At 70.4% G+C, this 11,967-nt stretch carries 12 protein-coding genes; 6 read left to right on the forward strand and 6 right to left on the reverse strand.

Annotated elements, in window-relative coordinates; translation table 11 throughout:
* The first annotated feature begins 1 nt into the window (after position 1).
* The 5 genes from LRS07_RS03155 to LRS07_RS03175 are packed head-to-tail and all read left to right on the forward strand — an operon-like array spanning position 2 to position 4,622.
* Entirely contained in the window at positions 2 to 781 is a 780-nt protein-coding gene (locus LRS07_RS03155; protein WP_260500566.1) for an ABC transporter ATP-binding protein, read from the forward strand.
* Complete coding sequence (locus LRS07_RS03160; protein ID WP_260500567.1) at positions 781 to 1,485, forward strand: ABC transporter ATP-binding protein; 705 nt, start codon at positions 781 to 783, stop codon at positions 1,483 to 1,485. The genes LRS07_RS03155 and LRS07_RS03160 overlap by 1 nt, the downstream gene beginning before the upstream one ends.
* A gap of 34 nt (positions 1,486 to 1,519) precedes the next feature.
* The gene (locus LRS07_RS03165; RefSeq protein WP_409450589.1) at positions 1,520 to 2,740 is read left to right on the forward strand and encodes an ABC transporter substrate-binding protein; all 1,221 of its coding nucleotides are present in this window, start codon (positions 1,520 to 1,522) and stop codon (positions 2,738 to 2,740) included.
* An 11-nt stretch (positions 2,741 to 2,751) separates the two neighbouring features.
* Positions 2,752 to 3,639, forward strand: a complete 888-nt coding sequence (locus LRS07_RS03170) for a branched-chain amino acid ABC transporter permease (RefSeq protein ID WP_260500568.1) — start codon at positions 2,752 to 2,754, stop codon at positions 3,637 to 3,639.
* Positions 3,639 to 4,622 (forward strand): branched-chain amino acid ABC transporter permease, encoded by a 984-nt coding sequence (locus tag LRS07_RS03175; protein WP_260500569.1) that lies wholly within the window; start codon positions 3,639 to 3,641, stop codon positions 4,620 to 4,622. Before LRS07_RS03170 ends, LRS07_RS03175 begins: the two co-directional genes overlap by 1 nt.
* On the opposite strand, the gene LRS07_RS03180 is transcribed toward LRS07_RS03175, so the two are convergent.
* From LRS07_RS03180 to LRS07_RS03205, 6 genes are all read right to left on the reverse strand, one after another.
* Positions 4,619 to 5,728, reverse strand: coding sequence for a serine hydrolase (locus LRS07_RS03180; RefSeq protein ID WP_260500570.1), 1,110 nt, complete (start codon positions 5,726 to 5,728; stop codon positions 4,619 to 4,621). The genes LRS07_RS03175 and LRS07_RS03180 overlap by 4 nt on opposite strands.
* The gene (locus LRS07_RS03185) at positions 5,652 to 6,857 is read right to left on the reverse strand and encodes a serine hydrolase (RefSeq protein ID WP_260500571.1); all 1,206 of its coding nucleotides are present in this window, start codon (positions 6,855 to 6,857) and stop codon (positions 5,652 to 5,654) included. Before LRS07_RS03185 ends, LRS07_RS03180 begins: the two co-directional genes overlap by 77 nt.
* Positions 6,858 to 6,904: 47 nt before the next feature.
* Positions 6,905 to 8,293, reverse strand: coding sequence for an APC family permease (locus tag LRS07_RS03190; protein ID WP_260500572.1), 1,389 nt, complete (start codon positions 8,291 to 8,293; stop codon positions 6,905 to 6,907).
* A 78-nt stretch (positions 8,294 to 8,371) separates the two neighbouring features.
* The gene (locus tag LRS07_RS03195; RefSeq protein WP_260500573.1) at positions 8,372 to 8,980 is read right to left on the reverse strand and encodes a pyridoxamine 5'-phosphate oxidase family protein; all 609 of its coding nucleotides are present in this window, start codon (positions 8,978 to 8,980) and stop codon (positions 8,372 to 8,374) included.
* Between the two features lie 251 nt (positions 8,981 to 9,231).
* Positions 9,232 to 9,840, reverse strand: coding sequence for a hypothetical protein (locus LRS07_RS03200; protein ID WP_260500574.1), 609 nt, complete (start codon positions 9,838 to 9,840; stop codon positions 9,232 to 9,234).
* 242 nt (positions 9,841 to 10,082) lie between these two features.
* Entirely contained in the window at positions 10,083 to 11,069 is a 987-nt protein-coding gene (locus LRS07_RS03205; RefSeq protein WP_260500575.1) for a helix-turn-helix transcriptional regulator, read from the reverse strand.
* A 255-nt stretch (positions 11,070 to 11,324) separates the two neighbouring features.
* Between LRS07_RS03205 and LRS07_RS03210 the strand changes: the two genes are divergently transcribed.
* A complete protein-coding gene (locus LRS07_RS03210; RefSeq protein ID WP_260500576.1) occupies positions 11,325 to 11,963 on the forward strand; it encodes a DVUA0089 family protein in 639 nt (212 codons plus the stop codon).
* Positions 11,964 to 11,967: the final 4 nt, after the last annotated feature.

The raw sequence follows: 11,967 nt of genomic DNA on the forward strand, positions 1-11,967 counted from the left end.
CATGGACAGCGCCAGCCCCACCATCCTCGAGACCCGCGCCCTGACGAAGGAGTTCAAGGGCTTCGTCGCCGTCAACCAGGTGAACCTGACCGTGCGCCGGGGCAGCATCCATGCGCTCATCGGCCCCAATGGCGCCGGCAAGACCACCTGCTTCAACCTGCTGACCAAGTTCCTGGAGCCCACCGCCGGCCAGATCCTGTTCAACGGCGACGACATCACCCGCGAGAAGCCGGCCCACATCGCCCGCCGCGGCATCATCCGCTCGTTCCAGATCTCGGCCGTCTTCCCGCACATGACGGTGCTGGAGAACGTGCGGGTGGCGCTGCAGCGCAAGCTCGGCACGTCGTTCCACTTCTGGAAGCCGGAGCGATCGCTGGCCGTGCTCGACGAGCGCGCGCGCGAACTGCTGGCCGCGGTCGACCTGCAGGGCTACGCCGAGGCGCTGACCGTCAACCTCAGCTACGGCCGCAAGCGCGCGCTGGAGATCGCCACCACGCTGGCGATGGAGCCCGAGCTGATGCTGCTGGACGAGCCGACGCAGGGCATGGGCGCCGAGGACGTCGACCGCATCCGCGACCTGATCAAGCGCGTCGCCGCCGGCCGCACGGTGCTGATGGTGGAGCACAACATGAGCGTGGTCTCCAGCATCGCCGACACCATCACCGTGCTCGCGCGTGGCGCCACCCTCGCCGAGGGGCCGTACGCCGAGGTGTCGAAGAACCCGCTGGTGGTCGAGGCCTACATGGGCAGCGCGGACACCGAGCTCGTGGGGGCCCACTGATGTCGCAGCGCTTCCTCGAAGTCCGCGGCCTGCAGGGCTGGTACGGCGAATCGCATGTGCTGCACGGCGTGGACTTCCACGTCGACGAGGGCGAGGTGGTGACCCTGCTCGGCCGCAACGGCGCCGGCCGCACCAGCACGCTGCGCGCCGTCATGGGCCTGATCGGCCGGCGCAAGGGCTCGGTGCGCGTGCGCGGCACCGAGACCATCGACCTGCCGTCGCACCGCATCGCCCGCCTGGGCATCGGCTACTGCCCGGAGGAGCGCGGCATCTTCTCGTCGCTGAGCGCGCACGAGAACCTGCTGCTGCCGCCGGTGCTGTCGCCGGGCGGCATGGGGCTGGACCAGATCTACGGCATGTTCCCCAACCTGAAGGAACGTGCGTCCAGCCAGGGCACGCGGCTGTCCGGCGGCGAGCAGCAGATGCTGGCCGTCGCCCGCATCCTGCGCACCGGCGCCAAGCTGCTGCTGCTCGACGAGATCTCGGAAGGCCTGGCGCCGGTGATCGTGCATAAGCTGGCCGAGATGGTCACCGAGCTGCGCCGGCAGGGCTACACGGTGGTCATGGTGGAGCAGAACTTCCGCTTCGCGGCCCGCCTGGCCGACCGCTTCCTGGTGATGGAGCACGGCGTCATCACCCAGCAGTTCACCCGCGAGGAGCTGCCCGCGCGCATGGCGCAGCTCCAGCAGACCCTGGGCGTCTAGGGCCATTCGATTGGCAACACAAGGAGAGACGGACATGAGCAAGAGGACCCTGAAGACCACCGTGGCCGCCTGCGGCCTGGCGCTGGCCGCGATGTTCGGCGTGACCCCGGCCCACGCCCAGTACTCCGGCGATGTGATCCGCATTGGCTTCATCACCGACATGTCGAGCCTGTATTCCGACATCGACGGCCCGGCGGGCGCCGAGGCCATCCGCATGGCCATCGCCGACCTGGGCGGCAAGGTCGAGGGCAAGACGGTGGAGGTGCTGGTTGCCGACCACCAGAACAAGCCCGACATCGCCGCCGCCAAGGCGCGCGAATGGTTCGACCAGCAGGGCATGGACATGCTCATCGGCGGCACCAACTCCGGCGCCAGCCTGGCCATGGCCAAGGTGGCGCAGGAGAAGAAGAAGCCCTTCATCGTCATCGGCGCCGGCTCGTCGGCGCTGACCAACGACCAGTGCACGCCCTACACCATCCACTACGCCTACGACACCGTGGCCATGGCCAAGGGCACCGGCAACGCGGTGGTCAAGGCCGGCGGCAAGAACTGGTTCTTCCTCACCGCCGACTACGCCTTCGGCCAGGCGCTGCAGAACGACACCGCCAACATCGTGAAGGCCTCCGGCGGCGTGGTGGCCGGCGCGGTGCGGCACCCCCTCAACGCCAGCGACTTCTCGTCCTTCCTGCTGCAGGCGCAGACCAGCAAGGCGCAGATCCTCGGCCTGGCGAACGCCGGCGGCGACACGGTGAACGCGATCAAGGCGGCCAACGAGTTCGGCATCACCAAGACGATGAAGATGGCCGGCCTGCTGGTCTTCATCAACGACATCCACTCGCTGGGCCTGAAGTCGACGCAGGGCATGTACCTCACCGACAGCTGGTACTGGAACCAGTCGCCGGAGGCCCGCGCCTGGAGCCGCCGCTTCTTCGAGAAGGTCAAGCGCATGCCGTCCTCCCTGCAGGCGGCCGACTACTCGGCCACGATGTACTACCTGAACGCGGTGAAGGCGGCCAAGACCGACGACGGCGACAAGGTGATGGAGCAGCTGCGCAAGGTCAAGGTCAACGACCTGTACATGAAGAACGGCAGCCTGCGCGCCGACGGCCGCATGGTGCACGACATGTACCTGATGCAGGTCAAGGCGCCCGACCAGTCGAAGGAGCCCTGGGACTACTACAACGTGGTGACCACCATCAAGGGCGACGACGCCTTCACCACCAAGGCCGAGACCAAGTGCCCGCTCTGGAAGTGACCTGACGTGACATGACGGAGATCTTCGGCATCCCCCTGCCGGCCCTGCTCGGGCAACTGCTGCTCGGGCTGGTCAACGGCTCGTTCTACGCCGTGCTCAGCCTGGGCCTGGCGGTCATCTTCGGGCTGCTGGGCATCGTCAACTTCGCCCACGGCGCGCTGTACATGATCGGCGCCTACGTCGGCTGGGGGGCGCTGGAGTACTTCGGCATCGGCTACTGGTGGGCGCTGCTGCTGGCGCCGCTGCTGGTCGGCGCGCTGGGGGTGGTGGTCGAGCGCACGATGCTCAAGCACCTGTACAAGCTCGACCCCATCTACGGCCTGCTGCTCACCTTCGGCCTGGCACTGATCTTCGAGGGCGTGTTCCGCGACCGCTTCGGCGTCTCCGGCCAGCAGTACCCGGTGCCCGACGCGCTGCAGGGCGCCACCAACCTCGGCTTCATGATCCTGCCCAACTACCGCGGCTGGGTGGTGCTGGCCTCGCTGGTGGTGTGTTTCGCCACCTGGTTCGTCATCGAGAAGACGTCGCTCGGCGCGACGCTGCGCGCTGGCACCGAGAACCCGAAGCTGGTGCAGGCCTTCGGCGTCAACGTGCCGCGCATGGTCACGCTCACCTACGCCGGCGGCGCGGCGCTGGCGGCCGTCGCCGGCGTGCTGGCCGCGCCGGTGATCCAGGTCACGCCGCTGATGGGCAGCAACCTCATCATCGTGGTGTTCGCGGTGGTGGTGATCGGCGGCATGGGGTCCATCCTGGGCTCCATCCTCACCGGCCTCGGCCTCGGCCTGGTCGAGGGGCTGACCAAGGTGTTCTACCCGGAGGCCTCCAACATCGTCGTCTTCGTCATCATGGCCATCGTGCTGATGGTGCGGCCCGCCGGGCTGTTCGGGAAGGAGAAGTGATGCGCCGCCGTTCTGCGCAGGCGATCGCGCTGGTGGTGCTGGCCCTGCTGATCGCGGCACCCTTCATCGGCCTGTACCCCGTCTTCATGATGAAGGCGCTGTGCTTCGCCATCTTCGCCTGCGCCTTCAACCTGCTCTTGGGCTACACCGGCCTGCTGTCGTTCGGCCATGCGGCCTTCCTCGGGTCGGCGGCGTACGCCTGCGGCTGGTTCGTGCGCTCGGCCGGCTGGCCGCCGGAGCTCGGCGTGCTGGCCGGCGTGGCGGTGGCGGCCCTGCTCGGCCTGGTGGTCGGCTTCATCGCCATCCGTCGCCAGGGCATCTACTTCGCCATGATCACGCTGGCCATGGCGCAGATGGTCTATTTCGTCTGCCTGCAGGCGCCCTTCACCGGCGGCGAGGACGGGCTGCAGGGCGTGCCGCGCGGCCGCCTCTTCGGCCTGCTGCCGCTGGCCAGCGACCTGGTGCTGTACTTCGTCGTGCTGGCGGTGTTCGTCGCGGTGTTCCTGTTCATCATCCGCGTGGTGCACTCGCCGTTCGGCCAGGTGCTCAAGGCCATCCGCGAGAACGAACCGCGCGCCGTCTCGCTGGGCTACGACGTCGACCGCTACAAGCTGCTGGCCTTCGTGCTGTCGGCCGCGCTGGCCGGCCTGGCCGGCGCGCTGAAGACGATGGTGCTGGGCTTCGCCACGTTGTCCGACGTGCACTGGTCGCTGTCCGGCGAGGTCATCCTGATGACGCTGCTCGGCGGCCTGGGCACCTTCGCCGGGCCGGTGGTGGGCTCGGCCGTCATCATCGGCCTGCAGAACTACCTGGCCGACCGGGTGGGCTCCTGGGTGACGGTGATCATCGGCGCCATCTTCGTGGTCTGCGTGCTGGCCTTCCGCCGCGGCTTCGTCGGCGAGTACCAGGCCTGGACCGAGCGGCGGCGCGAACGGGCCCAGGCCGCCGCCGCCGTCGCCCCCGCGGCGCCTGCACCGCGCTAGCGCCGGTCGGCGGCCGGGGGCTGCAGCACGGTCTTGGTGATGGCGCGGCCCACCTGTTCGAACAGGGCGGCCGCGCCGTCGTGTTCGTCCAGGCCCTTGGCGCAGGCGGTGACGACCACCGCGTCGCGACCGCCGTCCTGCGGGTTGACCACGCCCATGTGGCAGGCCCGCCGGTACTGCGTGCCGGTCTTGTGGATGAAGCGTTCGCTGCGCGGCAGGCCGGCTTCCAGCCGGTAGGCGTCGTAGGTGTCGTACTTCAGCCGCTTGTAGAGCAGCGTGGTGTGCTCGGGCGAGAGCAGCTGCCCGCGCACCAGCTTCTCCAGCATGGCGCCGTAGGCCTCCAGCGAGGCCGCGTTGAGCCCCTTGGCGTAGTAGCGGTCGTAGGCGGCCTCCATGGTCGGCACCTTGAGCTCGCTGCGCGGCACGCCCAGCGTGCGCCGCACGGCCTCCACCCGCGGCGGGCCCAGCTTGGCGGCGGCGATCTTCACCAGCGCGGCGTTGGGCAGCTCGGCCGCCCTGGGGTGCAGCTCGGCATAGACGTCGCGGCGCACCTGGGCGAAGTCGGTCAGGCCCTTGAAGCCGTCGCCGCCGATCAACGCCTTCGTCCGCTGCTGCATGGTGTCCGCCCCCATGGCGCGGACCAGCATGTTGGCAGCGGTGTTGTCGCTCTGCATCAGCGTGCGCTCCAGCAGTGCGCCCAGGCTGTAGCGGGTGCCGGTGGCCTGCCAGACCACGTTGCCGGCGCCGTCGATGCGGTCGCCGTCCTGTAGCGCCAGCCGCTGGTCCAGCGACAGCCGGCCGGCCTGCACCTCCTGCAGCAGGCCGATGGCCATCGGCAGCTTGGCCGACGACGACAGGTACCACGGCTCGCCGGCCTGGTAGGACAGCGTGCGGCCGTCGGCCAGCCGCTTGACGTACAGCCCCAGCTCGCCCGGCGTGTTGCGGTCGATGCGCTCCACCTCCTGGCGCAGCGCCTGCGTCCAGTCGGCCGCCTGGGCGACCGCGGCACCGGCCGAGGCGAGGGCGAGGCTAGGGGCGAGGGCCAGCAGCGCCGCGCGGCGGCGCCAGCGGCAGGGCGGGAAGGTCGTCGGGGCAGACGGTGTCATGGCGGGTTCCCTGGTCCAACAATCCGGAGCGGCAGAGGGCGGTGCCGATGCCGCGCAACGCGCGTTCGGCCGCGGCCAGCGACGGTTCGCCGCGGGTGCAGGCGGCCAGCACGATGCGCTGGTCGCGGCCCAGCCGCGGCACGGTGATGACGCCCGAGTCGCACGTGCGCTCGCGCTGCGTGCCGGTCTTGTGGGCGAAGCGCACGCCCTTGGGCAGGCCGGCGCGCACCCGTTGTGGGCCGGTGCGCGAGCGCTCCATGAGCGCCAGCAGCCAGCGCGTGCGGCGGTCGTCCAGCACCTCGCCTCGGGCGAACCGGGTCAGCAGTTCGCCGTACGCGTCCAGCCGCGCCGAGTTCAGCCCGCCGGCGTAGTACGCGTCGTAGGCCGGGCGCAGGCCGGGCAGGCGGAACTCGCCGGCCGGCACGCCGAGCCGCCGCGCCAGCACCTGCAGCCGCTCCGCCTCGCCCGGCTGCGCCCGCAGCAGCAGGAAGTCGCGCCCGCTCAGGCTGCGCGCTGCCGGCGTGAGCTGGCCGTAGACCTCGCGTCGCACGTCGGCCAGCGTGGTGATGGGGCGGAAGCCGGCCGGCACCGCGGCCTGCGTCGTGTCCTGCACCAGCCGGTTGACCTGGTCCAGGCCGGTCAGCCCGATCAGCATGTCGCTGGCGGTGTTGTCGCTCCAGACCATCATCTGCTCGAGCAGCTCGCGCACGGTCAGCGAGGTGCCCACCGGGTGCCGGTTCGTGCTGCCCGCGCCGTCGACGTAGTCGTCGGCGCGCAGGGTCAGGCGGGTGTCGAGGTCGTAGGCACCATGCTGCACGTCGCGCAGCACGGCCAGCGCCACCGGCAGCTTGACGGTGGAGGCCAGGTACCACAGCTCGTCGGCGCGGTGCCCGGCGGCGACGCCGCTGTCCAGGTCGCGCACGTAGACGCCGAACTGCAGCGGGCTGGCGGCTTCCAGCGTGGCGAGCGCGGCCTGCAGCCGGGCCGGCCAGTCGGCGGCCGGGCCGGGCGGCGCGGCCCAGGCGGCGGCGCCCGGCCACCCCAGCAGGGCGAGCAGCAGCAGGCCGGCGCTGCCCGGGCGGGCCAGCGCCCGGCGGGCGGTGTGAAGCAGGCGGGCGCGGATCGGCATCGCCCGTGCGGGGGCAAGCACTGCACCCAGGGAAGCGCCCGGCCGCCTCAGGCCCTGGCGTCGCGGTCGCTGCGCGCGGCCACGCGCCGCGTGCCCCACCAGGTCAGCGCCCACAGCGCCACCCCAACGGCCAGCAGCACGCCGGCCACTTCGTACTGCACCATGGCGCGGCCGGTCCACGGCCCGGCCAGGAAGGCGCAGGACAGCCCGCCGAGCACCGGCAGCACCGTCGGCGTGCGGAAGTGGCGGTGCGCCACCGCGTCGCGCCGCAGCACCAGTACCGCCACGTTGACGACGGTGAACACGCACAGCAGCAGCAGCGCCGTGGTGCCGCCCAGCGCCGGCACCTCGCCGACGAAGGTGATGAGGCCGAAGGCCAGCAGCGTGGTGAAGACGATGGCCACCCACGGCGTGCGCCGGCCGTGGTGGACCCGGCCCAGCGCGGCGGGCAGCACGCCCTCGCGGCTCATGCCGTAGACCAGCCGGCTGGCCATCAGCATGTTGATCAGCGCGCTGTTGGCCACCGCGAACATGGTGATGACGCCGAAGACCGCCAGCGGGAAGTCCGGTGCGCCGGCCCGCACCACCTTCAGCAGCGGCGTTTCGCCCTCGCCCAGCTCGGCCGCCGGCACCAGCGCGATGGCCGACACCGACACCAGCACGTAGATCAAGCCGGTGATCACCAGGCCGGTGAGCAGCACCTTGGGGAAGTGGCGCACGGGGTCCTTGCACTCCTCGGCCATGTTCACCGAGTCTTCGAAGCCCACCATGGCGAAGAAGGCCAGCGTGGTGGCGCCGATCACCGACCAGAACAGCCCGCGCTCGCTGGGGGCGAACTCCAGCGCCCGCGACACGTCGCCCTGGCCGCTGCCGATGGCGGCCAGGCCGATGAAGATGATGATGAGCAGGCCGGTCAGCTCGACGCAGGTGAGCAGCACGTTGAACTTCACGCTCTCGCCCACGCCGCGCAGGTTGACCGCCGCCACCAGCGCCATGAAGCCGAGGCCGATGGCGGTGATGCCGGCGCCCGACAGCCCGAGCCCGAAGGCGCCCGACAGGTTGGCCGCGAAGGCCCGCGAGGCGGTGGAGGCCGAGGTGATGCCCGAGCACATCACCGCGAAGGCGACCAGGAAGGTGACGAAGTGGATGCCGAAGGCCTTGTGCGCGTACAGCGCCGCGCCGGCGGCCTTGGGGTACTTCGTCACCAGCTCCAGGTAGCTGAAGGCGGTGATCAGCGCCACCACGAAGGCGACGACGAAGGGCAGCCACACCGCGCCGCCCACCTGCTTGGCCACCTGGCCGGTCAGCGCGTAGATGCCGGTGCCCAGGATGTCGCCGACGATGAACAGCAGCAGCAGCCAGGGGCCCATCACCCGGTGCAGGGCGGGCTGGCCATCGGGGCGAGCGGGGACGGGGGCGGCAACGTCGGTCGTCATGCGGTCCTTCCGGCGCGCAGGGTGTTCGCGCGCACCGGTGGTGACAGGCAACAACGGTACCTTGCCCGCCGCCCCGGCTCAGCCCGCCGGCGGCGCGTCCCGGTCGCGCGGCGGCAGCGCGTCTCGGAAGACGTCGAACGTCTTCCACGCCGGCACCGGCGGCTCGTACGCCGGCCGCGGCGCGTACACCGAGTGCTCGACGAGGTCCATCCGGTGGAGGTAGCGGGGGCAGTTCGGGAAGATGAGGCCGGCCGTCACCCGGACGATGAACACCGCGCCGGGAAACTCGTCGCGCAGCGGGTCGTCTTCCCGGACCTGCGCGGTGCCGTTCACCCGGATCCGCTTCGGCGCCTGGAAGTCGATGAACAGCAGGCCGACCTGCGGGTTCACCAGCACGTTGCCCCAGCTGCGGTACATGCCATTGCCGTCGTAGTCGGGGATGGCCAGCGTGCGGTCGTCGAGCACGCGCACGAACCCCGGCAGGCCGCCCTTGTACGAACAGTCGGGCTGGCCCAGCGCGTCGGCGCTGGCCACGAACACCATCGGGCAGCGTGCGATGAAGGCCCGGTCCTCCTCGGTGAACGCCCGCCGGCAGGTCACCTGTTGCAGACGGTCGGCCAGCGCCCGGGTCTCCCGGGCGTCCTGCAACCGCCGCATGCCGTCGTGGTACAGCGGGGCGTCGTCCATGGGGCCTCCTGGAGGGTCGTGAGCCGTTGACGCGAGGGTCGGCCGGCGGGACGGCTGGGGGTCAGCCGTTGGCTAAGCGGCGGCGGTCAGTGTCGGGTCGACGACAAGGTTCTTCAACAGCCGGCCGACGAATGGAGCTACCGGGCGTGCCTTTCGCCAGGGTGGCGGCCTGCGGTGCCCGCCATCTGGCCGCGGCGGTGTTCGCCCTTGCATGCATTGGCGAACGCCACAGTCGGTTCTGCTGCGATGGATCACTCGGCGCCAAAAAGCCAGCGCGCCAAGCGACGTGGTTTGGACGGACCGTATGTCGACAGCAGAGCGCCAATGTCCGCATAGGCTGCGTTCTGTTTGAGTGCGAACATGAGCCCGAGAAAGCTGGTGACGTGGGTGGAAAGGCTTGATGACTTGTCAGGATTGCTTTGCCAGCGATTCTTCAAATCCTCCAAGGTGGACGCCATGGTCTTGCTGGCAAAGGTCCACTCGTCGCTCGCCTTATGCAGTTCGCGCCATCTGGAAAAGGCCCAGTAAACATAGAGTCGCGTCGGCACGTAGCCTTCGTACCAGGCCAAGAATTGATCGAACTGCAGGCTCCAGAATCTGTCGAAGAACATGTCGGATTCGATGTCGATCCGCTGCGGCGACCAAGCGCTGGTCATCTTGGCGTCACGCTCTCGGTGTGCGGTCAGCAATTCGGTCCTCTTCTTTTGAAGCTCGTCGAACTGCTTGTGAAAGTGGATGACAAGATCGGCCTGCTTGTTTCGAAGACCGAATCGTGTGTTGGCATAAACGACCGCCAGTGCAAGACACGAGGTGACGATTGGAATGAGCTTCCAGAAGGTTTCGTAGTCGGCGGTTGTCATGGGGCCTCCCGGGATGGCGCCTTCCGAGCGCTGACGTGAAGGGGCGAACCGCGGTACTTGCCCTCGGTGTCTGGGCTCCTTCCCATTCCCGGATGCTGCCCTGCGGTCCGCTCGGCGTGAAGACCAAAAGGCTCCCCCGTTCGCCGGATGCCCGAAAGCGACCGGCGGCCTCATGCGGCGGACCGGCCTATTGCCGGCAGGGGTAGTCGGAAGAAAGACGATGCAGCGCGACGTGCCGCGCATCACCCGCGACGGGCAGCCACCCCACCCGCCACCCCCACCACATGCGGCCGCAGCTCCTCCGGGTGCTGCCGCAGGTAGCCGATCAGCGAGCGCCGCTTCTCCGGCCCGCGCACGCCTTCGACGGCCGCGGCGGGCGCGTCGCCCAGCAGTTCGGGCATCTGGCGGGCGGCACGGGCGTAGACCGCCGCCCACAGCTTCTTCACGGTGTGGATGGAGATGTCCAGCAGGGCGGCGATCTCCTCGTCGGATTCGTCGCCCACCGCGCGACGCAGCAGGCGGCGCTCTGCCGCCGAGAAGAAGCAGCGCGGCGCGCGGTGCTCGAACACGTCGCGCAGGTGGCTGCCGGGCAGCATCGCCAGCGCCTCGGCGCGGGTGAGACCGAACAGGCGCGGCCCGTCGGCGCCGCCGGGCGCCAGCGCGGTGGGCTGCTCGCGGTGGCCCATGCTGCGCATCACGTCCTGCTCGGGGCCCCAGGCCTCCTGCCAGAGCACGCCGATGCGGTGGCCGGCATGGGCGTGGCGGAAGGCGCTCATCGCCACCGACAGCAGGCTCATGGTGCGCGGGTCGTCGAAGGCCATGTGCCGCTGCTGGTAGTGCAGCACCAGGAAGGCCACGCCGTCGCCCTCGCCGCCGTTGAGCCTGGCCAGCGTGGCGTCGTCGGGCAGGCGCAGGCGGCCGGCCAGCAGGTCGGCGTAGACATGCCGCGCCACGCCGGGCGGGGCGTCGCCGCCGCGCAGCCGCCGCGCCCAGCCGTCGTCCAGCGCGATGGCCATGCCCATGGCCAGCAGACGCTGGCCGGGCGGGGCGGCGAGGTCCTCGATGACGTCGGCGTTGAAGCCGGGCTCCAGCAGCAGCCGGCGCCACAGCGCGGGCAGCGCCTCGCGCTGCGCGGCCGAGAGCGGCAGCCAGGCGGGCAGCAGGTCGAGGGCGTCGGTGAAGTCGGCCGGTTGCAGGAACCGGTGGCGCAGCGAGAAGGGCGGGGACATCGGGAACAGCCGGAAAACCCCGAGCAGGCCTGCGGCGCCGGGCAGGCCTGCCGGGGGAAAGCGGCCGCGGATTTTCCTTGTTTCCAAAGGTGTCGGCGTGCACGGAATCCCCAAGCCGCGGGGGCCATTTACCCTTTTTCAGCCATGGCCGCGGGCGGCCGTCGCGGGAACCATGCCGACCGGCCTCCAGCCCGTCAGCGCCGCTGCCGGGTGGCGGGCCCCCACCTTCCACAAGAACGCACGACTGAGGAAACCATGACGTCCCGCCCGATCCGTTTGCCCGCCCTGCCCGCCCTGGCCGCCCTGTCCCGCCTGAGCGCCCTGGCCGCCGCCGCCCTCGCCGTGGCCGGCCCGGCCGCCGCCGCCAGCTTCACCTACAGCGGCAACATCAGCTTCCACAACGACGTGATCCGCGTCGGCTTCAGCCTGGCGCAGGACGCGACCAACGTGCGGGTGTGGACCGATTCGTTCATGGGCGGCCAGAACTTCGATCCCATCACCGCGGTGTGGAACGGCCGCACCGGGGCCTTCATCGCCGACAACGACGACAACGCCGCCATCGCGCCGGGCCAGACGCGCTACGACTCGGGCCTGGTGTTCTCGAGCCTGGCGGCCGGCGACTACGTCTTCACCGTGGCCACCTACCCCAACGACCGCCGGGGCACCAGCCTGGCCAACGGCTTCGTGCTCGACAACGCCGCGCCGATCGCCATGGCCAACTGGTGCCAGCCGTCCAACGGCTGCGGCATGGGCACCTTCTTCCGCGTCAACCTGAGCGGTGTGGACAGCACCATCCCGCCGGTGCAGGCCATCCCGGAGCCCGAGACCTACGCGCTGATGCTGGGCGGCCTGGCCGCGCTCGGCGCCGCGGTGCGGCGCCGCCGCCAGGGCTGACGCC

The organism is Aquabacterium sp. J223 (assembly GCF_024666615.1).
GTDB lineage: Bacteria > Pseudomonadota > Gammaproteobacteria > Burkholderiales > Burkholderiaceae_C > J223.

Coding starts and splice junctions, on each gene's coding strand:
- LRS07_RS03155 (WP_260500566.1), top strand. CDS start 2: ATGGACAGCGCCAGCCCCACCATCCTCGAGACCCGCGCCCTGACGAAG.
- LRS07_RS03160 (WP_260500567.1), top strand. CDS start 781: ATGTCGCAGCGCTTCCTCGAAGTCCGCGGCCTGCAGGGCTGGTACGGC.
- LRS07_RS03165 (WP_409450589.1), top strand. CDS start 1,520: ATGAGCAAGAGGACCCTGAAGACCACCGTGGCCGCCTGCGGCCTGGCG.
- LRS07_RS03170 (WP_260500568.1), top strand. CDS start 2,752: ATGACGGAGATCTTCGGCATCCCCCTGCCGGCCCTGCTCGGGCAACTG.
- LRS07_RS03175 (WP_260500569.1), top strand. CDS start 3,639: ATGCGCCGCCGTTCTGCGCAGGCGATCGCGCTGGTGGTGCTGGCCCTG.
- LRS07_RS03180 (WP_260500570.1), bottom strand. CDS start 5,728: ATGACACCGTCTGCCCCGACGACCTTCCCGCCCTGCCGCTGGCGCCGC.
- LRS07_RS03185 (WP_260500571.1), bottom strand. CDS start 6,857: ATGCCGATCCGCGCCCGCCTGCTTCACACCGCCCGCCGGGCGCTGGCC.
- LRS07_RS03190 (WP_260500572.1), bottom strand. CDS start 8,293: ATGACGACCGACGTTGCCGCCCCCGTCCCCGCTCGCCCCGATGGCCAG.
- LRS07_RS03195 (WP_260500573.1), bottom strand. CDS start 8,980: ATGGACGACGCCCCGCTGTACCACGACGGCATGCGGCGGTTGCAGGAC.
- LRS07_RS03200 (WP_260500574.1), bottom strand. CDS start 9,840: ATGACAACCGCCGACTACGAAACCTTCTGGAAGCTCATTCCAATCGTC.
- LRS07_RS03205 (WP_260500575.1), bottom strand. CDS start 11,069: ATGTCCCCGCCCTTCTCGCTGCGCCACCGGTTCCTGCAACCGGCCGAC.
- LRS07_RS03210 (WP_260500576.1), top strand. CDS start 11,325: ATGACGTCCCGCCCGATCCGTTTGCCCGCCCTGCCCGCCCTGGCCGCC.